Origin of the sequence: Pseudomonas ovata (genome assembly GCF_003131185.1) — a bacterium.
Taxonomy (GTDB): domain Bacteria; phylum Pseudomonadota; class Gammaproteobacteria; order Pseudomonadales; family Pseudomonadaceae; genus Aquipseudomonas; species Aquipseudomonas ovata.
This window is the reverse complement of sequence record NZ_QFFU01000019.1, coordinates 1-18,962: the sequence shown is the minus strand read 5'-3', so window position 1 is coordinate 18,962 and position 18,962 is coordinate 1. Positions and strand designations below refer to the sequence as shown.

The following is an 18,962-nucleotide window of genomic DNA, read 5'->3' as shown; positions in this document are numbered from 1 at the left end:
CCGTTCAAGGTGCGACCCGCCCAGGGTCGCACTGTCTTTTGCCCAATACCGACCTCTATAACGCAGCGCCCCTACACCACCGCGCACTAAATCAAACGTTTCAATAAACCTTTATTGGTCAATCCAGAGGGGCAATGAGGCGTATATCATGACGCTTGCATAAAACTGATATGAATCAACAGTTTGTTTTTCACGTTTTCATAGTATTGCAACACGCTACGATCACGACACCAAACAGTCGCCCCTGCCCCCGCCCCACAACGCTCGGCGGCAAGCGCAGCAAGCCCTGACACGGCAACCGCCAACGATCGGAAAACCCTTTAAAAGTTCATCGCCGGGTTCCGAACGGTTTGATGGCATAGTACTATCGCATTAATACTTTTGTTCATTGCGGTTTTCGATATGTGTGCTACGCGCAGCAGCCAAACTCGTGGTTTTACCCTTGTCGAATTGCTGGTCACCATTGCGATTGTTGGCATCCTGGCCGGGATCGCCTTCCCCTCCTACGAAAGCTACGTGACCAAGAGCAAGCTCAAGGGCGCGCAGTCCGACCTGGTCGCGCTGAGCCTGGTCATGGAAAACTTCTACCAGAAGCAACTGAAGTACCCGACCACGACCACCACGACCACCGCCGAAACCCGCTGCGTGGCCGCCACCGGCACCACCACCTGCACCGCTGCCGGCTGGCAACCCAGCCAGGGCGATTCGTTCGTGTACAAGATCGTGACCGCGAGTGCCACCACCTACAAGGTCGAGGCACTGGGCACCAGCGGCAAGGTCAATGGCTGCAGCATCACGCTGACCCAGGACAACGTGCGGGCGCTGGGCAGTTGCACCGGCTACGGATCGAGCTGGCTGTGATGAAGCGCAACCGTGGTTTTACCCTGATCGAACTGATGATCACCCTTGCCATCTTCAGCTTCCTGGTGACGATGGGCGCGCAACTGACCACGTCGTGGGTCGACAGCGCCCAGCAACGTGACGCCGCCGGCCTGCTCAAGCAAGGCATCAGCCGCGCCAAGGCCACGGCCCTGCGCAATCCGGGCGGCGCGCTGAACAGCTGGCCGGCGGCGGCACTGTGCCGTTCAGGGCAGGTGCTCAAGCTGTACAGCGTGGCGGACCAGGCCAGTATCAACTGCGCCTCGACCAGCAATATCCTGTGGCAGACCACCCTGCCCGGCGCAGCCACGTTTCAGGCAGGCGGTACGGACATCTCTTGCGTTGCCTTCAATAGCCGGGGCCTGCCAGTGAACGGCAGCGCCTCCTGTACCACGAGCACTATCAGTGTGACGGTCGGCAGTGAGAGCGCAGTCGATGTCGAGATCATTTAAGCCAGGCCCACGGCGTCAACGTGGCGATATCCTCCTTGAGTCCCTGATCGGCATCGTGCTGATGTCGATCATCGGCCTGGGCATGACCTACGCCTCGTCGCGCGCAGCAGTCAGCCAGCGCGACATGAAGGTGCAGAACCTGGCGGTCAGCCAGATGCGTGATCTGATTGCGCGGTATGGCAAGGCGTTGTGCACCAACAGTTCGCTGGCCAGGATCACCCTGCCCACCCAGACCACCGCGATCAATCTGACCGCCACCTGCGCGGCAGCCACTCCCATTACCGTTGACGGAATCACCATTACGCCGTCAGACAACCTGGGGACCGTGGTACTGACTACCCGCAGCAGCGAGAGCACCTTGTTCGGAGGCATCATCCGGGTGGGTGACGAGACGTGAAAGACACCCAGCGCGGCTTCAACCTGATCAGCCTGATGGTCGGCATGGCGCTGTCACTGATCAGCATCCTGGCCATGCTGACGCTGTACAGGAACATGGTCAGCGTTTCGGTCGATTCGATGCAAAGCGCCCGGCAGGATGGCCAGATCGCCGCTGCACTCTTGACCGTTCAGGACGAGTTGAGCAATGCCGGGTTCCGGGTGCCTCCGGCAACCAGCGCGATCAAGTTGCTGAAAAGCGCAGCGCTCACCAACGGCACATTATCAGGCACCGGAGTCACGTCATTCAGCACAGAACAGACCGGCAATGCTCTAGTGTGGATGTACCGCACTGCGACGTCGGCCAGCTACCAATGTGCGGGTCTGCTGGCTGAGGAGGACCGCCGCTACGACCCTCCTCCCATACGCCTTGTACGTCTGCAAACCAGCACCTGCACTTCGCTCAACCAGAGCACCGGCTGGACAGCCACGCCATTGATAGAGCGTGGCCAGACCATGGATTTCTTCAAAGTCGTCAAGGCCGCATGCTGGCCCTATGGCAAAGTTGTCGCCCCCCAACGGCTGCAGGTATCCATCATGGCCCAGACCAGCACGGTGGACACCAGCAACACAGCGCCCTACGCCACTGTCTGCCTGCCCAACATAGCCTCTTAAGCAGAGATCCGGACCATGCCTGCCCCTCGCCCCTTGCCTTTACTTGCAGCCTCCCAAAGGCAGCGCGGCATGGCCACGATCATGGTCATGTTACTCACAGGCACAGCCCTGACTGCGACCACCATGGGCATGATGTATGGCATCCACAGCGCACAAGAACAACAAATGGCCAGCCATGCCAGCGTCCCAGCGGAGTCGCGCGCCTGGGAAGGTGTGGAATTGGTGCGGCAATATCTGGATGGAAAGAAAACGCTCACCCTTGCGACATGTGGAACTGCCGGAACGCCCTCCGCTGCACTGAGGTTCAGCGACAAAATTTCGGCAACGCTTGTTTGCCAGGAAACGGTGAGCACTGACACACAGGTTACCGTCAATATCACAGGCTCAAGCAATGCCGGTGATGCCCGGGCCAAAGCCACCTCCACCCTGCAAGCGGTGTATACCCTGAGCACCGCCACCAATTCGGGCTCGGGCTCCAACGAGGTGGCCACCACCCTGAGCACTGCCCTGAGCTTCAATGGCAGTCTCAATTATAGCGGCGGCTCGCTGTCGATCGTCAGCGGCTCGAACCTTGCGTATATCGCTGTGGCCGGTGTCCTGAAAATCACCAGCGGCGCCAGGGCGAGCGTATCCGGCTGCGCCAAGGAAGGCATTGACCTGTCGGGCGGCGGCATTGCGGATAACGCCATTCTGCGCACCGAGGGCACCTTCAAGATGGGCTCCAGCTCGCCACCCAATAACCTGACGGTCGGTGCCAAGACGGTGGAGATCTCCCAGGGGGGCGGCAGCTATGCCTCGATCAAGGCCGGTGCCTTTACCGCCAACGTGCTGTCGGGCGGCAGCAAGATCGGCACGGCGCTGATCGGTGGGGTGCTCAATACCGATACGGCCAAAACCATCACGCCGGTCGCCGAAGGCACCGCGCTGATCACCTTGACCGATGGCACGGTCTACACCCTGGACCTGACCAAGGTCACCGTCAGCAATAACGTGATCACCACCACGGCTACCGGTGCTGCCAAGCGCATCTCTGGCACCGGCACCCTGCCGGCCACGATCAGCACGACCTTCAGCGCGGTGTATGGCGGCGACGTTAAATTCAGCACGGCAACGGTCACCACCTTCTGGGCCAACAACATCACCTTCGACGGCTGGAGTGCGACCTACTCGCTGCTCAAGGCGCATGGCAACGTCTCGATCCTGACTGCCAACATTGGTCAGTTCCAGGGCGGCGGCAACCTCTCGGTGACGCAATGGAACACGCCGACCTTCAGCAGCGCCAGCCGCATCAGCGGCGTGCTGCTCAACAACAGCGGCGGCGTTTATACCGGCAATGCTATCAACAACCTGACCTTTGGCGTACCTAACGCGTCACCCGGCCTGCCTGGCGTGCCCTATTGCGACGTGACCATCAGCCCGGTGAATGTCACCAGCCTGCAAGACCAGGCTAACTATGTGTTCTATTTCAACGGCACGACGCCCATGCTGAGGATCCAGAACGTCAAGAAAGCCAACGGCACCGCCGTGCCGCCCGGGCCGTACAACCTGAAAACCACGGACATGAGAACCCTCGACGCGCTCCCGTTCATGGCTTGTAACTATGGCAACAACAGCTGTGGCGCCAGTGCCACGCCCACTACCGGCTGGGTGCTTACCGGGATCAATGCCTTTCCGCGCGGCATCCTCTGGTTTGAGGGCAATATGAGCTTCGACGGCTCGCCCCTCGCTCGACTCACCAATACGGTTCTGAGCACTGGCAATGTAACCCTGACCAGCTCCGGCCACCCGCCGCTGTACGCCCCCAACTTCTCCGGTGCAAGCGAGACCTGTGGCGGCGCGTTCTACCCCGGCAACCTGTGCAAGAGCACCACGGCACTGGCCACCTGGACCGACGCCAGCGGTGCCCTGCGCACCGGCCTGCCGATCGGCAATATTGCCATTACCGCCGACGGTGCGCTCTCCACCAGCGGCTGGGATATCTACGGCAACGTGATACTCGGCGGTCTGGTCAACACCTCGGGAGCGACCACCACGATCAGGGGCGGACTGTCGACGGGTAATAACGGGATCAGCGGCACAACCATCAGCGCGGGCGGTATCGTGGTCGATGTCTCGGCCATGACATCTGATCAAGGTATTGTCGGCACTACACCTGCAACCGGGACAGACTCCGGCTCCGGTTCGGGTTCTGGCTCCAGTTCATCCACCACTACGGTCAGCTGGGTCCGCGCCCTCTGATCTGCGCTTGGGTTTTTCCGCACTCTGCGTTTCAATACCCGCCCCAACCCACCGCCGCCCAAGGACAGCCCTCATGGCCTCGCAAGACAAGCAGCAAAAGCGTGCCCAGCGCGCAAAAATCAAGGCCAAGCAGAACCGCTCCGGTCGCAAGCCCCAGACACTGGTGCACTCGCTGTTCGCCTCGCCGCTGGTGGACAACCCGTTCGATGACGTGAAGATCGACCTCAGCACCTTCGACTTCAAGGACCTGGTCGAGAACGGCTTTGATCCAGCCGACTTCGAGGACCTGTTCGAAGCCATGCACGCCGCCGAAGCCATCAGCCAGCTGGCGCTGTGCGCGGTGTTCATCCAGTACCCGGTACTGGAAATGGTGCTGTCCGAGGAAGATGGCGAGCAGGCCACCGACTTCATGATGGGCCTGCTGATTACCTACCGCGCCCTGTTCCACAACGAAGACGAAGACACCGCGCTGGAATGGATCGAGACCGATGCCTTCCAGAACGACTATCAGAAAGCGACGGACCTGTTGGTGATGCGCAACGAAAGCCAGCGCCGCGGGCGCTGAGTTCGTCTTTTTAGGGGGCTTCGCGGCTGAAGCGGTTCGCCGCCCGGCCGCGAATGCAGCGACTCAATTGAGAACCGGTGCCCCGGCCTTGCCGGCCGCCTTGCGACGACGGGCAATCAGCAGGCCGGCGGCGACCACGCCCAGGCTCAGCAGCGCGGTGGCGACGATTTCCATGCGGTGTTTTTCCATGAACAGCATGGTGGTCAGCACACCGACGATGAAGATGATCACCGCCCAGGTCAGGTACGGGAACAGCCACATGCGGAAGGTCAGCGGGTTGCCGCTGGCCACCAGTTGGCGACGCATGCGCAGTTGCGATACAGCGATCACCAGGTACACCAGCAGGGCGATGGCGCCGGAGCTGGCCAGCAGGAACTCGAACACCGCCTCAGGGGCAATGTAGTTGGCGATCACGGTCAGAAAGGCAGCAGCGGTCGACAGCATCACCGCCCAGTACGGCGTACCAGCCTGGGTGGTGCGCTTGGCCACGCCCGGTGCGTCACCGCGCTTGCCCAGCGAATAAAGCATGCGCGAGGCGGTGTACAGCGCCGAGTTCAGGCAGCTGGTCACGGCGATCAGCACGATGACATCGACGATCATCTTGGCGTTGGGGATGCCCATGCGCTCCAGCACGGTCTGGTAGGAGCCCACGGCCGCCAGGGTCGGGTCGTTCCACGGCACCAGCGCCACGACGATGAAGATCGACACCAGGTAGAACAGGCAGATGCGCCAGATCACCGAGTTGGTGGCCTTGGTGATCTGCTTGGCCGGGTCTTTCGATTCGGCCGCCGCAATGGTGACGATCTCGGTGCCCATGAACGAGAACATGGTGGTCAGAATGGCCGCCAGCACCGCGCCCAGACCGTTGGGCATGAAGCCGCCATTGGCGAACAGGTGGTCGACGCCACTGACCTGGCTGGTCGGCAGCAGGCCGAAGATCGCTGCCAGGCCCAGGCCCACGAACGCCACGATGGACAAGACCTTGATCAGCGCAAACCAGAACTCGAACTCGCCGTAGTTCTTGACGCTGAACAGGTTGGTGGCCGTCAGCAGCAGCGTGATGACCAGCGAGTACACCCAGAACGACACGTTCGGCCACCAGGCATGCAGGATCGCGGCGGCGGCGTTGGCCTCCAGCGGAATCACCAGCACCCAGAACCACCAGTACAGCCAACCGATGGTGAACCCGGCCCAGTGCCCGATGGCACGGTCGGCGTAGGTCGAGAACGAACCGGTGTCAGGCGAGGCCACGGCCATCTCGGCCAGCATGCGCATCACCAGCACCACCAGGGTCCCGGCGGCGGCATAGGCCAGCAGCACGGCAGGGCCAGCAGCGGCAATGGCGTGGCCGGAGCCGACGAACAGACCGGCACCGATCACGCCGGCAATCGACAGCATGGTGATGTGCCGGGGTTTGAGCCCCTGATCGAGCGTTGAGAAATTTTCGGAATGGCTCATTTAAAGCACCTTTGCGAGACGAGCTGTACCCACTGCCGTGCATCGTAAAAAGTATGCAACGGCTATGTTCTTTATTATTTACGCAAGATCCGCGCCAAAAATGTTCTGAATACGACGTCGCTCAGAGAACATCAGGCATGAACGCAGGATTGGAACGATCAGGCGGTGAGAATCTTTTACGGGGTGTGCAGGATTTGTTACCGAACACCCCAGGATTTTTCTGCGCGAACGCACCATAAAGAAACACTTGCTAACAAACGCCCCGCCACAGTGCGTGCTGAAACGTTACCGCTGCCAAAAGGCGCTTCCCTGTACCGGTCAAAACTGGCAACATCGCGCCTTTTTCGTGCATGGTGCCGCCTGTTGCGCCGCTTCTTGTTTTGGCTGTCGCGACACCTTCCTGCATCGATGCGACACGCCGTCGCAACGGGCACATTTGGCGCTATGCTTGGCCTCGCCAGGAAGGCTGCCAACAACAAGCAGGAGCGCACAAAATCTATGAGGACCCCACATGGCTGAGGCCACGCCCGCCCTGGAAATCCGCAACCTGCACAAGCGCTACGGCAAGCTTGATGTACTCAAAGGCATTTCCCTGACCGCCCGCGACGGCGATGTGATTTCGATCCTCGGCTCGTCCGGCTCCGGCAAATCCACCCTGCTGCGCTGCATCAACCTGCTGGAGAACCCTCATCAGGGCCAGATCCTGGTGGGCGGTGAAGAGCTGCGCCTGAAGGCTGCCAAGAACGGTGAGCTGGTCGCAGCCGACAACAAGCAGATCAACCGCATGCGCAGCGAGATCGGCTTTGTGTTCCAGAACTTCAACCTCTGGCCACACATGAGCGTGCTCGACAACATCATCGAAGCCCCGCGCCGGGTGCTCGGCCAGAGCAAGGCCGAAGCCACCGAGGTGGCCGAAGCGCTGCTGGCCAAGGTCGGCATCGCCGACAAGCGCCACGTCTACCCGACCCAGCTGTCTGGCGGCCAGCAGCAGCGCGCGGCCATTGCCCGCACGCTGGCCATGCAGCCCAAGGTCATCCTGTTCGACGAACCGACCTCGGCCCTGGACCCGGAAATGGTCCAGGAAGTGCTCAGCGTCATCCGCGGCCTGGCCGAAGAAGGCCGCACCATGCTGCTGGTGACCCACGAAATGAATTTCGCCCGCCAGGTCTCCAGTGAAGTAGTCTTCCTGCACCAGGGGCAGGTCGAAGAACAGGGCACGCCACAGCAAGTCTTCGAGGCCCCTCGGTCGGTAAGGTGTCAACAATTCATGTCGAGCAACCGCTAACGGAGCAACACCCATGCAGACGTACAAGAAGTTACTGCTGGCCGCCGCTGCCACTTTGGCAATCACCGGCAACGCGTTCGCTGAAACCCTGAAATTCGGAATCGAGGCGGCCTACCCGCCGTTCAACAACAAGGACGCCAGCGGCCAGGTCGTGGGCTTCGACTACGAAATCGCAATGGCCTTGTGCGCCAGGCTCAAGGCCGAATGCCAGGCCGTAACGTCTGACTGGGACGGCATCATTCCGGCACTCAACTCCAAGAAGTTCGACTTCCTGGTGTCGTCGCTGTCGATCACCGACGAGCGCAAGCAGGCCGTCGACTTCACCGACCCGTACTACTCCAACAAGCTGCAGTTCATCGCGCCGAAAAAGACCGAGCTCAAGGCCGGCACCCTCGATGAACTGAAAGCCTCGATCAAGGGCAAGACCGTCGGCGCCCAGCGCGCGACCATCGCCAGCACCTGGATGGAAGACAAGCTGGGCGACGACGTCACCGTCAGCCTCTACGACACCCAGGAAAACGCCTACCTCGACCTGTCCTCCGGCCGGACTGACGCGATCCTGGCCGACAAGTACGTCAGCTACGAGTGGCTCAAGAGCGACGCGGGCAAGGACTTCGAGTTCAAGGGCAATCCGGTCGAAGAAAACGACAAGGTCGGCATCGCCGTGCGCAAGGGCGACCCGCTGCGCGAGAAGCTCAACGTAGCCCTGAAAGAAATCATCGCTGACGGCACCTACAAGAAGATCAACGACAAGTACTTCCCGTTCAGCATTCTCTGATCCGTTTCCGGGTGAGCACTGCGCCGCTGTCGGCGCAGTGCTCGTTTACGGGAACCTGAAAAAGCCTGCCCCATGAACTTCGAACTCCACGGATTCGGCCCGGCCCTTGCGGCGGGTGCGCTGATGACCGTCCAGTTGGCCGTGTGCGCCCTGAGCCTTGGCCTGGTGCTGGGCCTGCTCGGCGCACTGGCCAAGACCTCGTCCAACCGCGCCCTGCAATGGCTGGGCGGCACCTACTCGACCCTGGTGCGCGGCATCCCCGAGCTGCTCTGGGTGCTGCTGATCTACTTCGGCACTATCAACGCCATGCATGCCCTCGGCCAGTGGCTGGGCATGCCGGAGCTGGAACTGAGCGCCTTTGCCGCCGGCGTCATCGCCCTGGGGCTGTGCTTTGGCGCGTACGCCACCGAAGTGTTTCGCGGCGCCATCCTCGCCGTGCCCAAGGGCCACCGTGAAGCCGGCCTGGCGCTGGGCCTGTCGCGCCCGCGCATCTTCGTGCGCGTGGTCATGCCGCAGATGTGGCGCATCGCGCTGCCGGGGCTGGGCAACCTGTTCATGGTCATGATGAAAGACACCGCCCTGGTGTCGGTGATCGGCCTGGAAGAAATCATGCGCCATGCGCAGATCGCCGTGACTGTCACCAAAGAGCCGTTCACCTTCTACGTGGTGGCCGCCTTCATGTACCTGGGCCTGACCATCATCGCCATGACCGGTATTCACTTGCTGGAAAAGCGCGCCGCTCGCGGCTTCACGAGGAGCGCCCAATGAACTGGGAAGTGATCATCAAGTGGCTGCCCCGCCTGGCCCAGGGCGCGACCCTGACCCTGGAGCTGGTGGCCATCGCGGTCATCGCCGGGCTGATCCTGGCCATCCCGCTGGGCATTGCCCGTACCTCGAAACACCTGCCGGTGCGCGCCCTGCCCTACGCCTACATCTTCTTCTTTCGCGGCACGCCGCTGCTGGTGCAACTGTTCCTGGTCTACTACGGCATGGCGCAGTTCGAAGCCGTGCGCGAGAGCGTGTTGTGGCCCTACCTGCGCAACCCGTTCTGGTGCGCGGTCATCACCATGACCCTGCACACCGCCGCCTACATCGCCGAAATCCTGCGCGGCGCCATCCAGGCCGTGCCGCCGGGCGAAATCGAAGCCGCCCGCGCCCTGGGCATGTCCAGATACAAGGCGCTGTTCTACATCATCCTGCCGCGTGCCGCACGCATCGGCCTGCCGGCCTACAGCAACGAAGTGATCCTGATGCTCAAGGCCAGCGCCCTGGCCAGCACCATCACCCTGCTGGAGCTGACCGGCATGGCCCGCACCATCATTGCCCGCACTTACCTGCCGGTGGAGATCTTCTTCGCGGCCGGCATGTTCTACCTGGCGATGTCGTTTCTGCTGGTGCAGGGGTTCAAGCTGCTGGAGAAAGTGCTGCGGGTGGACATGACGCAGGGGCGCTAAGAGGTATATCGCCCGTGCCTGTATTGTCATAATCGGCTTCGATCCCAGTGCCCCCGCTACCAGGAACTGCAAGCTCATGAGTAACCTTGTGCCGTTGTCTGAGTCTCTTACCGTCGAATTCAAAAGCGACCGGGCCAAGCTGCCGGATCGCGAACTCGTCGAGGCCCTGACCTGCCTTGCCAACACCGAAGGCGGAGAGTTGTGGCTGGGGATCGAAGACAACGGTACACCGACCGGCCTGCACAACGAGCATCTGTTCCTTGAAGGTCTTGCTGCGATGGTGGCTGCGCGAACTTCACCGTCGCTGTATGTCCGAGTGGAGGCACTTGAAGTGTCTGGCGTGTCGGTAGCTCGCATACATGTCCCGAAATTTTCGGGAGAAGTGGCCACGCTCAATGGTGTCTATCTACGGCGTCGCCTCAAATACGACGGCACTCCCGAGTGCGTGGCCATGCTGCCCCACGAACGCACTACACGCCTATCCAGCTTTGGCTTGCTCGATGTCTCTGCCAAACCCGTTGCAGGTACAACACTGGCCGATCTGGACCCTCTGGAGCGCGAGCGACTGCGTCAGGCGGTCCAGCAATACGGCGGCGACCGGGTATTGCTTGAGCTGGATGATGAGGCACTTGACGGCGCCTTGCTGCTGACCGCTCGTCAAGCCGACGGCTCTCGCATCCCGACGCTTACAGGACTGCTGCTGGTAGGACGGGAAGCCTCGCTGCGCCAATGGGTGCCCACTCATGAGTTTGCCTTTCAGGTACTCGCCCAACAGGCTGTGCACTTCAATGAGTTCCGGCGCTTTCCACTACTCAAGGCACTGGACTGGCTGGAAACCAATTTCCGTCCCTATAACCCTGAAGAAGAATTGCAAGTCGGTCTGTTTCGCGTGCCGGTGCCCAAAGTCGATATGGGCGCCTTCCGCGAGGCCGTAGCCAACGCGGTGGTCCACCGTGACTACCATGGGCGCGGTGCCGTGCATGTTCGCCTTGAAGACGATGCTCTTGTGGTCAGTAATCCAGGTGGTCTAGTCGACGGTGTTACGCTGAACAATCTATTGGTCACCGAGCCTCGCCCGCGCAATCCGAGCCTCGCCGACGCAATGAAACGCATCGGCGTGGTAGAACGCTCAGGACGCGGGGTCGACAAAATCTATCGTGGCTTGCTCAAGTTTGGTCGTCCGGCACCGGACTATGGCTATACGACAGCTCAAAGCGTTGTATTGCGTTTACCAACCTCAGCAGCCGACTTGGCATTTTGTCAGAAAGTACTTGAAGAAGAACGTCGTACAGGGTCGCCGTTTCCGATCGACAGTCTGATCGCGCTAAGCGCACTTCGATCCGCCAAACGCGTTACGGCTGATGAACTGGCCAGGCATATTCAACGTGATTCGTCTTCTGCCAAACGGACACTGGAAGCACTGACAGAAGCAGGCCTGGTTGATGCGCATGGTGCAACTCGTAGTCGTAGCTATATGCTCTCGGCCAGCCTGTACCAGGCGTCCGGTGACAAGGCAGCCTACACCCGACAAGCGGGTTTCACGCTCTTTCAACACGAACAGATGGTATTGAGCTACGCGCGTCAGCACGGAAAGATCAAACGTGTAGAGGTGAAGGAACTTTGCCGCCTAAGCGACGAGCAGGCCAAAAAATTGCTCTCACGCCTTAAAGACAGTTGCCAACTGGTCCAGCATGGGCAAAAACGTGCGGCCTTTTACACCGTAAATCCTGATCTTCCTGCCTGAGTTATGGGGCGACCACAGTCAGTTATGGTCGCTAAACACGTGTTATGGGGCAGTTATGGGGCAGTTATGGGGTCGTTATGGAATTTTATGGGCCTACCGACACCGCTCTACGCCCCGTGCCCCTATAAAGATTCAGCACGATCATAAAACACAGTCTCCCAGTGCCAGATCCTTGACCACCATGCCCAACCCTTGCGACCTGCTCACCCGCTTCCACGCCCTCGACCGCTTCCTGATCGAGCACCAGGCGCTGTGGCGGCCCAAGCCCTTCACTGAACGGCACCTGGCCTGGGAAGCGCTGCACCCCGAGCTGGCCCGCTGGCTGCGCAGCCGCACCCTGGAAGAGGCCGAAGCCGCCCACAATCACCCCGAGCACCTGCAAGCCCCCGCGCCTTTCCCACAGCTGGCCGCCGAGGCCGTCGCGCTGGCCCACATCGACGTACTGCCCAGCCAGCCGCTGGCACCGGTCGAGCCGCGCCTGAGCGTCGACGTACCGGGGCGCAAATGGCAGCAGATCGAAGCCTTCGCCAGCCACTTGAACCTCACGCCGGCGCCCACCCACTGGCTCGACTGGTGCGCCGGCAAGGGCCATTTGGGCCGGCGCCTGACCCATGCTCACCAGCGTCTGACCTGCCTGGAACACGACCCGGCGCTGATCGAGGCCGGGCAGGCGCTGAGCGTGCGGCACAAGGTCCAGGCCGAGCACCTGCAACAAGACGTGATGGCCGGTGACACACGCCATCGCCTGCACGCCGGGCATACCCCGGTGGCCCTGCATGCCTGCGGCGACCTGCATGTGCAACTGATGCAACTGGCCAGCGACGCCGGCTGCCCGCAACTGGCAATCGCGCCGTGCTGCTACAACCGCACCCGCCACGCTCACTACCAGGCCTTGTCACCCGAGGGCCAGGCCTCGGCCCTGAGACTGTCCCGCGACGACCTGGGCCTGCCGCTGAGCGAGACCGTCACCGCCCCGGCGCGGGTGCGCCGCCAGCGCGACCAGTCCATGGCCCGGCGCCTGGGCTTCGACCTGCTGCAACGCCGGCTGCGCAGCCTCGACGATTATTTGTCGACCCCTTCGCTGCCGGTGGCCTGGCTGGCCAAACCCTACGCCGACTACTGCAAGGAACTGGCCGCCTTGAAAAATCTGCCTGCTCCCGGCCAGCAAGACTGGGCGGCGCTGGAGGCCGCCGGCTGGCAACGCCTGGCTGAAGTACGCAACCTGGAACTGGTGCGCAACCTGTTCCGCCGCCCACTGGAACTGTGGCTGGTACTCGACCGGGCGCTGTACTTGCAAGCACGCGGCTATCAGGTGCAGCTCGGCACCTTCTGCCCCGCCAGCCTGACACCCCGCAACCTGCTGCTGATTGCCCGACAATCGGCTACCACAACCTGTGGATAACTCTGTTGATTAAATTCCTGAACCTGGGGAAAACACCGTCGAAAATACCCTGCACGCGAAGCGGAATAATCCTGCACATAAAGTCAAGCCCCGCGTAATCCGCCGGCTGGCGAGCAGGCGTCCGTCCGGATTTCGGCCATCGGTCAGAAACCCATCGGGCGCGCATGAACTTGTGAATAAGACTTTGAGTGTGCTGGTTGGTCGGGGCTGTTGGGCAGCCACACCCTGCGGCATGCGCAGGGGCGTTTTAACGGGTGGCGGTCAGAACTGATCGGCCTTCAGGCGCGCAGGTGAACCGCCACGCTCATGCAGCTTGCTCAGGGTCAGCTTGTAGACGCTGGACTTGATCTGGCTGCCCATCGGCGTCTCTTCCAGCAGAATCCGGCTTGAGGCAAACACGCAGCCGGTGTCGAGCATCTGGTACTTGAGCAAGTAGTAACCGGCGTCCATCCGCGCAAAAGTGAACTGCCCGCCGGCCGGAATGTAGGCATACCGAAAGGCATTGCGCCCCACGGCATCGGTGACCTTGGCGTACACCGCCGACTTGCCGCCCACGTTGTCGATCACGATCTGCGACCACCCCGTGTCCTTGCGCATCGGCAAGCCCTTGAGATAACCGGCCTGCACCGGCCACGGCGCCCCCGTCGGGTCGAGCAGCGGCACTTCGCATTCAGGCGCGGCGATGGTCGGCGTCAGCACCGCATTGGTCAGGTCGGGATGGGGAACGTTCGGCGCGGCCACCGGCTCGATCACCGGCAGCGCCTCGGTCGGCACATACGAATGCATCGCACCGCGTTCATAACCCATCCAGGCACCGCCTGCACAAAACAGCACGAACACCACGCCCCAACGCCACAGGTGCCGCGGCCGGCCCGGCATCTGCATGGCGGCCGCAGCAGCGCCGGCCCCTGCGCCCCTGCCGGCCGTGTGCGGCCGAGCCGCCGAAGGTGCAGGCCGCGCCGGCTGGGCCGCCGCCGCATACATCGCCGCACCCTGACGGATACCGTTGTGCGACCCCAACCCGCGCGCACGCCGCTCATCCTCGGCCAATTGCGCGTCATACAGGATCCGCTTGGCCGGGTTGCGCAGCACCTCATGGCAGGCATTGAGCTCGCACATCAGATCCGACGCATTCGGCGCCGGATTACGATCAGGATGCAGCTGCTGCGCCAGCTTGCGATACGCCCGCTTGATCTGCTCGGGCGTCGCATCCCGCGCGACATTCAACTGCTCGTAGTGGGTCAGGGTCTTCTGCATCGCGCCTGTGGTCCATGGCAACTTGCCAGCTCGCAACTGTATCGGCCTGAAACGCCAGAGCTTCAATGAAACCGGCGGATTTATGCTGAATGGGATCCCAGGGTACGGCGCAAATGATTTTCAGGCCGATCGGCAAGGACCTGACACCGTGGGAGGCAGCTCTGCTGGCGAATGCGGCCAGTCAAATCGGCACATCGGCTTCGTCTGTGCCATCGTATTCGCGAGCAGATCGGGGCGCCAATCACCCCACCACCCATCGAAAATTTTTCTTCAACCGAATCAGCAAGCTAGGCTTTACAAGCGCGCCAGAGTCTATATAATCGCCCCCCATTGCCGGTATAGCTCAGTTGGTAGAGCAACTGACTTGTAATCAGTAGGTCCCGGGTTCGACTCCTGGTGCCGGCACCATACGAAACACCAGAAAAGGCTCACCGAAAGGTGGGCCTTTTTTGTTTTCCTGTTTGCGCCTCGTGGCGGCGATTGATTGGGCTAGGGTCTGTTGCCGTTTCACATGGGTAACCAGAGGAAGGCGCAGGCCATGGCGATTACGCTCTCGTAATTTCTCTTGAGCTTGTCGTAACGCGTTGCCACTGCCTGGTAGTGTTTCAGCCGGGCAAAGGCGTTCTCGACCAAATGCCTGTTTCGATAAAGTCCCCGATCCAGACTCCCATTACCCTCCACCGAGCCTCGCCTTCTGGGGATCACCACCTGAGCTCCCTGTTGCTCGATCTGCTCGCGTATTTTCAGGCTGTCGTAGCCTTTGTCCGCAATGATCGTCCCTGCCCCCTCAAGTTCGGCAATGAGGCCTGGGGCCTGCGTGCAATCATTGAACTGTCCACCGGTAATCCGGAACTCGATGGGCAGGCCATACGCATCCACAGCCAGATGGATCTTGCTGGTATTGCCCGCCCGGCTTTTGCCTATGGCCTGATCATGGGTGCCAGCAGCGCCTGCGCTGTGTTGATGGGCCTTGGCATAGCTGCCATCAATGAAGACCCATTCCATGTCGGGTTCATCCACCAGCCGCTTGAAAATCTCGAGCCATTTGCCTGAGGCCGACCAGGCATTGAAGCGTTTATAGACCTTGTTCCAGTTGCCAAACTTCTTCGGCAGGTCTCTCCAGGGACAGCCTGTTCGCATGCGGTAAAGCATGCTTTCCACCGTCATTCGCAAATCGCGCTTGAGATAGAGGCCGTAGTGCTTCAGAATTTTCAACAGCTTCGGCCAGTGCTCATCACTGAGCATTAATCGGGGCATTACAGGCTCGTATTGGTGTTGTGTGAGAACTCCAACAATACGGGCCTGTTCTTTTAAAAATCAAGGGGTTACGTCGAAACAGCAACAGACCCTAGGGGGATGGGTGGGGGTTGATTTCAAGCGCCAGGCTTGAGCCTGCATGAGTTGCACGTCGCCTATAGGGGCCAATGCCCTGACATGATTCAGAAACGAAACAGGCCGGCCTAAAGGCCAGCCCATCGTGTTGATTTGCCGCTTGGTGGATCAGGCCGCTTTTTCCTTAACGGTCAAATCGACTTCCAAATTTGCGTAGGCCAACAGGTTCACCAGAGCATCCAGGGAAAACTTATCAATTTTCCCGTTCAGCAGCTCACTCAAACGCGGCTGAGTAACGTGGAGCTGTCGTGCCGCATCTTTTTGCGGCAGGTCCCAGGACCGTACGGTCTTGCTCAGCACCCGCATCAGCTTGGAGCGCAGCCGAAGATTCTCGGCCTCTTCTGGCGAATCAACCAACGCATCCCACACGGAGGTAGAGCGTTCGTTTGCCATCATTTATTCCTCATTCCTACTACTATTTCATCTAGAAAAGTACTTTGAGTAGGGACTATATCTACGACTTTACCCCTTACCGTAAACGGAAGGGGTTGTCGACTCCCCCCTGATGCTAGGGGGCGTCGCGATCAGTCAGTCCAGCGATTTGTACCGGGTTGCCGCCAGGTCAATATCGCGCTTTTCCGTCTTTTCAGTGGTCTTGCGAAACGCGTGCAGGACGTAAATTGCTTCCGGCCGGTTCACCACATAAAACACGCGAAAAGCCCCATCTTTGCACTTGATGCGGATCTCTCGAACACCCTGCCCCACCTGCTCCCGCGAACGCCTCGATGCCAACACCGAACTCGATGACCGCACCTGGAACTGTTTGAGGTGCCATCAACCGGTTCACATCAAGATGGCCGACCCCGCCGGCACCCACTACCTGGTCGAGCGACGCCTGCCCCGGCAGTTGACCATCGGTGACCGGATCGTTTACCTGCACGACTACAACCGTCTGGGCATTGGCGTACTCAAGGCCTCCAGCCCGAGCACCTATAAAGAGAAAAGCTGGCTTCTGGTGGTGCAGGACTTTGGTCATCGACTGGTCAATCCCGATCACTACGTCAACTGCATACCCTGCACCATCGCCTCGGCATGATGTGCGCAGCCTGCACCGTCACCACGATCTGGGACGCTCGATCTACGCGCAGCGTCTTCGTGCACGCCCAGGCGACAGACCTGGGCGGTGGCTGCTCTGTTGAACCGACGCTGTGCGATCGGGACGTATCCGGCATCGCAGAGAACTGTACCCACGAGACAACCCGTGTAATCGATGAGATGTGCCCGAACACCACCAAGGATGACGATGAATGACCTGATCCATAAGCCTGACGGTGACTTGCAGGTCGCCGGCGAGCGACGGCTCACCGCCGCCCAGTTTCAGCACTTGGCTGAAGTGCCGGCAGCGGTCGAGTGGTTCGCCAATATCGATAACCCACGTACCCGCCGCGCCTACCAGGCCGATCTCGAGGACTTCTGTGGCTTCGTAGGACTCAGCGTGGCCGATGAGTTTCGGGCGGTGAACCGAGCGCATGTGCTGGCCTGGCGTGCCGAGCTGGAGCAGCGTGGCTTGGCCGGGGCCACGATCCGGCGCAAACTGGCGGCGCTGGCCAGCCTGTTCGATCACCTCCTGAAGTCCAATGCCGTGGCTGGGGGCAATCCGGTACATGGGGTCAAGCGGCCCAAGATTGAAACCAATGAGGGCAAGACGCCGGCGTTGGGCGACCAACAGGCCAAGGCTCTGCTCGAGGCGCCGGATGCCAAGACGCTGAAGGGACAGCGTGACCGGGCTATTCTCGCCGTGCTGCTGTACCACGGCCTGCGCCGTGAGGAAGCCGCCCAGCTGAGGGTCAGCGACATTCAGGAACGCCGGGGCATCAAGCACCTGCAGGTCCACGGCAAGGGCGGCAAGCTGCGTTTTATTCCGCTGCACCCCGTGGCGACCGAACGGATCTATGGGTACCTGGAAATGTCCGGCCACCACCAGCTCGACAGCAAAGCTCCGTTGTTCTTGCCCTTGCGGGGCCAGTCGACTGGTGCCGGCATCAGTGCCAATGGCATCTATGCCCTGGTCGGCAGCTACGCAAAAATCGCCGGCATCGAAGTCGCCGGCCTGGGCGTGCATGGCCTGCGTGCGACAGCCGCAACCAATGCCTTGGAGCATGAAGCGGACATTGCGAAGGTGCAGGCCTGGCTGGGTCACGCCAATATCAGCACGACCAAGATCTATGATCGACGGCAGAACCGGCCAGAGGACTCACCGACCTACAAGGTGAGGTATTAGCCATGAGTGAGATGACGGCTCGATCTGGCACCCTGCCCCACATCGCTATCGGCACAGGTAAGCAAGCCTTCAAATAGTGGACCAATCAGGAGCAGGGATGACAGCGAAATCTAAAGGGAAACGAGTGAGCGTGTTCAACGTCTTTTTTCACCTGACGAAGAGAGATAAATGCCATCGTGCATCCATCCCTATTCACGTTCATGGGCGATTAAGGGCCTTCGTCGGCGCTGCCTGTTTATTGCTTACTGGATGCAGTGATTCAACGCCGCCGCCATCGAAAGAAAGGATGGAACGGCTCGCTACTGAGGCTCATGTGCAGATCGGATGAACGAGCCCCATGAAAGACAGGACACCGTTCCCCCCTTAAGATAAGGGATAGGCAAACGGGTATGTTTATGACTAACAGCAATGATAAGGGTGGCGAGCTGCTCGGCCAGGAGCGCCGGCGCCGCTGGAGCACCGACCAGAAGCTGGCCATGGTTCGCGAGAGCCTTGAACCGGGACAAAGCGTGTCCGTGGTGGCCCGACGCAACGGCATCAATGCCAACCAATTGTTCCTGTGGCGCAAGCTGTACCAGGACGGAAGCCTGTCGGCGGTCAGCGCTGGCGAAGCCGTGGTGCCAGCCTCCGAGCTGAGCGATGCGCTCAAGCAGATCCGTGAACTGCAACGGATGCTGGGCAAGAAAACGATGGAAGCGGAAATCCTCAAAGAGGCCGTAGAGATCGCCCGGTCGCGAAAATGGATTGCGCACTCACCCTTGTTGCCGGGGGACGACCAGTGAAGCTG

General features: G+C 60.7%; 18 protein-coding genes, 1 tRNA gene and 2 pseudogenes. 16 read left to right on the top strand and 5 right to left on the bottom strand.

Annotation, left to right across the window (positions count from 1 at the left end; all coding sequences use genetic code 11):
• Positions 1-402: 402 nt before the first annotated feature.
• From DGA31_RS21075 to DGA31_RS21050, 6 genes are all read left to right on the top strand, one after another.
• Positions 403-861: a type IV pilin protein gene (locus DGA31_RS21075; RefSeq protein ID WP_056842127.1), complete on the top strand. Its 459-nt coding sequence runs from the start codon at positions 403-405 to the stop codon at positions 859-861.
• Complete coding sequence (locus DGA31_RS21070) at positions 861-1,331, top strand: pilus assembly FimT family protein (protein ID WP_109513861.1); 471 nt, start codon at positions 861-863, stop codon at positions 1,329-1,331. The genes DGA31_RS21075 and DGA31_RS21070 overlap by 1 nt, the downstream gene beginning before the upstream one ends.
• Positions 1,315-1,728 (top strand): type IV pilus modification PilV family protein, encoded by a 414-nt coding sequence (locus tag DGA31_RS21065; protein ID WP_109513860.1) that lies wholly within the window; start codon positions 1,315-1,317, stop codon positions 1,726-1,728. Before DGA31_RS21070 ends, DGA31_RS21065 begins: the two co-directional genes overlap by 17 nt.
• Positions 1,725-2,381, top strand: a complete 657-nt coding sequence (locus tag DGA31_RS21060; RefSeq protein WP_109513859.1) for a PilW family protein — start codon at positions 1,725-1,727, stop codon at positions 2,379-2,381. The genes DGA31_RS21065 and DGA31_RS21060 overlap by 4 nt, the downstream gene beginning before the upstream one ends.
• Before the next feature lie 345 nt (positions 2,382-2,726).
• Complete coding sequence (locus DGA31_RS21055) at positions 2,727-4,619, top strand: hypothetical protein (protein ID WP_241509625.1); 1,893 nt, start codon at positions 2,727-2,729, stop codon at positions 4,617-4,619.
• Between the two features lie 73 nt (positions 4,620-4,692).
• A complete protein-coding gene (locus tag DGA31_RS21050; protein ID WP_109513857.1) occupies positions 4,693-5,184 on the top strand; it encodes a hypothetical protein in 492 nt (163 codons plus the stop codon).
• A 63-nt stretch (positions 5,185-5,247) separates the two neighbouring features.
• Here DGA31_RS21050 and gabP read toward each other — a convergent pair whose 3' ends face one another.
• Positions 5,248-6,642, bottom strand: a complete 1,395-nt coding sequence (gene gabP, locus DGA31_RS21045) for a GABA permease (protein ID WP_109513856.1) — start codon at positions 6,640-6,642, stop codon at positions 5,248-5,250.
• Between the two features lie 511 nt (positions 6,643-7,153).
• On the opposite strand from gabP, the gene DGA31_RS21040 reads away from it, so the two are divergent.
• The 6 genes from DGA31_RS21040 to DGA31_RS21015 all read left to right on the top strand — a co-directional run bounded on the left by DGA31_RS21040 (position 7,154) and on the right by DGA31_RS21015 (position 13,305).
• Positions 7,154-7,927 carry an ABC transporter ATP-binding protein gene (locus DGA31_RS21040; RefSeq protein WP_056842120.1) on the top strand — a complete coding sequence of 258 codons (774 nt, stop codon included), beginning with the start codon at positions 7,154-7,156 and terminating at the stop codon, positions 7,925-7,927.
• Positions 7,928-7,940: 13 nt separating this feature from the next.
• On the top strand, positions 7,941-8,705 hold the full coding sequence (locus tag DGA31_RS21035; protein ID WP_109513855.1) for a transporter substrate-binding domain-containing protein: 765 nt from the start codon (positions 7,941-7,943) through the stop codon (positions 8,703-8,705).
• Positions 8,706-8,777: 72 nt separating this feature from the next.
• Positions 8,778-9,473, top strand: a complete 696-nt coding sequence (locus DGA31_RS21030) for an ABC transporter permease (RefSeq protein WP_056842118.1) — start codon at positions 8,778-8,780, stop codon at positions 9,471-9,473.
• Positions 9,470-10,159 carry an ABC transporter permease gene (locus tag DGA31_RS21025; RefSeq protein WP_056842117.1) on the top strand — a complete coding sequence of 230 codons (690 nt, stop codon included), beginning with the start codon at positions 9,470-9,472 and terminating at the stop codon, positions 10,157-10,159. Before DGA31_RS21030 ends, DGA31_RS21025 begins: the two co-directional genes overlap by 4 nt.
• Positions 10,160-10,235: 76 nt before the next feature.
• Positions 10,236-11,903 (top strand): ATP-binding protein, encoded by a 1,668-nt coding sequence (locus tag DGA31_RS21020; protein ID WP_056842116.1) that lies wholly within the window; start codon positions 10,236-10,238, stop codon positions 11,901-11,903.
• Positions 11,904-12,084: 181 nt separating this feature from the next.
• Complete coding sequence (locus DGA31_RS21015) at positions 12,085-13,305, top strand: methyltransferase (protein ID WP_109513854.1); 1,221 nt, start codon at positions 12,085-12,087, stop codon at positions 13,303-13,305.
• A gap of 261 nt (positions 13,306-13,566) precedes the next feature.
• Here DGA31_RS21015 and DGA31_RS21010 read toward each other — a convergent pair whose 3' ends face one another.
• Positions 13,567-14,562, bottom strand: a complete 996-nt coding sequence (locus DGA31_RS21010; RefSeq protein WP_109513853.1) for a J domain-containing protein — start codon at positions 14,560-14,562, stop codon at positions 13,567-13,569.
• Positions 14,563-14,894: 332 nt separating this feature from the next.
• Between DGA31_RS21010 and DGA31_RS21005 the strand changes: the two genes are divergently transcribed.
• A tRNA-Thr gene (locus DGA31_RS21005) sits at positions 14,895-14,970 on the top strand.
• A gap of 99 nt (positions 14,971-15,069) precedes the next feature.
• Here the strand turns inward: DGA31_RS21005 and DGA31_RS21000 are convergent.
• The 3 genes and pseudogenes from DGA31_RS21000 to DGA31_RS20990 all read right to left on the bottom strand — a co-directional run.
• Positions 15,070-15,819, bottom strand: a complete 750-nt coding sequence (locus tag DGA31_RS21000) for an IS5 family transposase (protein ID WP_109513852.1) — start codon at positions 15,817-15,819, stop codon at positions 15,070-15,072.
• A 243-nt stretch (positions 15,820-16,062) separates the two neighbouring features.
• A complete protein-coding gene (locus DGA31_RS20995; RefSeq protein ID WP_109513913.1) occupies positions 16,063-16,347 on the bottom strand; it encodes a helix-turn-helix domain-containing protein in 285 nt (94 codons plus the stop codon).
• Positions 16,348-16,482: 135 nt separating this feature from the next.
• Positions 16,483-16,659: pseudogene (locus DGA31_RS20990) on the bottom strand (type II toxin-antitoxin system RelE/ParE family toxin); the annotation flags it as partial.
• 88 nt (positions 16,660-16,747) lie between these two features.
• On the opposite strand from DGA31_RS20990, the gene DGA31_RS20985 reads away from it, so the two are divergent.
• From DGA31_RS20985 to DGA31_RS20975, 3 genes and pseudogenes are all read left to right on the top strand, one after another.
• Complete coding sequence (locus DGA31_RS20985) at positions 16,748-16,990, top strand: hypothetical protein (RefSeq protein WP_109513850.1); 243 nt, start codon at positions 16,748-16,750, stop codon at positions 16,988-16,990.
• Positions 16,991-17,197: 207 nt separating this feature from the next.
• The gene (locus DGA31_RS20980; RefSeq protein ID WP_109513849.1) at positions 17,198-18,175 is read left to right on the top strand and encodes a tyrosine-type recombinase/integrase; all 978 of its coding nucleotides are present in this window, start codon (positions 17,198-17,200) and stop codon (positions 18,173-18,175) included.
• Positions 18,176-18,570: 395 nt separating this feature from the next.
• Positions 18,571-18,962: pseudogene (locus tag DGA31_RS20975) on the top strand (transposase); the annotation flags it as partial.

Bases quoted from the DNA above. Each gene is read 5' to 3' on its own strand.
- DGA31_RS21020 (WP_056842116.1), top strand. From the start codon at position 10,236: ATGAGTAACCTTGTGCCGTTGTCTGAGTCTCTTACCGTCGAATTCAAA.
- DGA31_RS21050 (WP_109513857.1), top strand. From the start codon at position 4,693: ATGGCCTCGCAAGACAAGCAGCAAAAGCGTGCCCAGCGCGCAAAAATC.
- DGA31_RS21035 (WP_109513855.1), top strand. From the start codon at position 7,941: ATGCAGACGTACAAGAAGTTACTGCTGGCCGCCGCTGCCACTTTGGCA.
- DGA31_RS20995 (WP_109513913.1), bottom strand. From the start codon at position 16,347: ATGGCAAACGAACGCTCTACCTCCGTGTGGGATGCGTTGGTTGATTCG.
- DGA31_RS21000 (WP_109513852.1), bottom strand. From the start codon at position 15,819: ATGCCCCGATTAATGCTCAGTGATGAGCACTGGCCGAAGCTGTTGAAA.
- DGA31_RS21040 (WP_056842120.1), top strand. From the start codon at position 7,154: ATGGCTGAGGCCACGCCCGCCCTGGAAATCCGCAACCTGCACAAGCGC.
- DGA31_RS20985 (WP_109513850.1), top strand. From the start codon at position 16,748: ATGGCCGACCCCGCCGGCACCCACTACCTGGTCGAGCGACGCCTGCCC.
- DGA31_RS20980 (WP_109513849.1), top strand. From the start codon at position 17,198: ATGAATGACCTGATCCATAAGCCTGACGGTGACTTGCAGGTCGCCGGC.
- DGA31_RS21030 (WP_056842118.1), top strand. From the start codon at position 8,778: ATGAACTTCGAACTCCACGGATTCGGCCCGGCCCTTGCGGCGGGTGCG.
- DGA31_RS21070 (WP_109513861.1), top strand. From the start codon at position 861: ATGAAGCGCAACCGTGGTTTTACCCTGATCGAACTGATGATCACCCTT.
- DGA31_RS21075 (WP_056842127.1), top strand. From the start codon at position 403: ATGTGTGCTACGCGCAGCAGCCAAACTCGTGGTTTTACCCTTGTCGAA.
- DGA31_RS21065 (WP_109513860.1), top strand. From the start codon at position 1,315: ATGTCGAGATCATTTAAGCCAGGCCCACGGCGTCAACGTGGCGATATC.
- DGA31_RS21010 (WP_109513853.1), bottom strand. From the start codon at position 14,562: ATGCAGAAGACCCTGACCCACTACGAGCAGTTGAATGTCGCGCGGGAT.
- DGA31_RS21015 (WP_109513854.1), top strand. From the start codon at position 12,085: ATGCCCAACCCTTGCGACCTGCTCACCCGCTTCCACGCCCTCGACCGC.
- DGA31_RS21025 (WP_056842117.1), top strand. From the start codon at position 9,470: ATGAACTGGGAAGTGATCATCAAGTGGCTGCCCCGCCTGGCCCAGGGC.
- gabP (WP_109513856.1), bottom strand. From the start codon at position 6,642: ATGAGCCATTCCGAAAATTTCTCAACGCTCGATCAGGGGCTCAAACCC.